Origin of the sequence: Gilliamella sp. wkB18 (genome assembly GCF_001690875.1) — a bacterium.
Classification (GTDB): Bacteria; Pseudomonadota; Gammaproteobacteria; order Enterobacterales; family Orbaceae; genus Gilliamella; species Gilliamella apicola_A.
The window spans coordinates 1-440 of the sequence record NZ_LZHM01000095.1 but is presented as its reverse complement, the minus strand read 5'-3'; the positions used below and the strand labels follow the sequence as shown (position 1 = coordinate 440).

General features: G+C 45.7%; 1 protein-coding gene. It reads right to left on the bottom strand.

The genetic code is table 11. The features are described from left to right. Positions 1 to 440, bottom strand: a 440-nt coding sequence (locus A9G48_RS09850; RefSeq protein WP_176702014.1) for a contractile injection system protein, VgrG/Pvc8 family, incomplete at both ends; no start/stop codon positions are given.

The window sequence follows — 440 nt, the reverse complement described above, 5'->3', positions numbered from 1 at the left end:
GGTCATCGGGTTGGCTATTGACCTCGCCAAGTAAGTTGGCTTTGGCATCACGGTAGTTATAATCTTTCACTTTAACCGATGATGCCACCGTTTGGCTGTGCATGCTAATATCCCAAACGCTTTCAGCGCCACCGTCCAAGGTGCCGCTGGGTAATTTGTAATTAATATGAGCAACTTGGTCATAACCTTGTTCGTAATCGCTTATCACCATTACGTCGCAGTCGTGCTCGGCATGGCTTTCAAAGCGAAACCAGATACCCACATCCGCCATTAAGCGTTGTATAAATTCAAAATCGCTTTCTTGCCATTGGGTAATAAATTCCCTGGCTGGGTAGTGCTCTTTAAGTTCAAGGCGGTAGTCTATGCCATTAAGTCCGTGGCTTCTAAGTATTTGTTCAACCACGCTTACTACGCTTTGGTTCTGGAATATGGCACAGTTG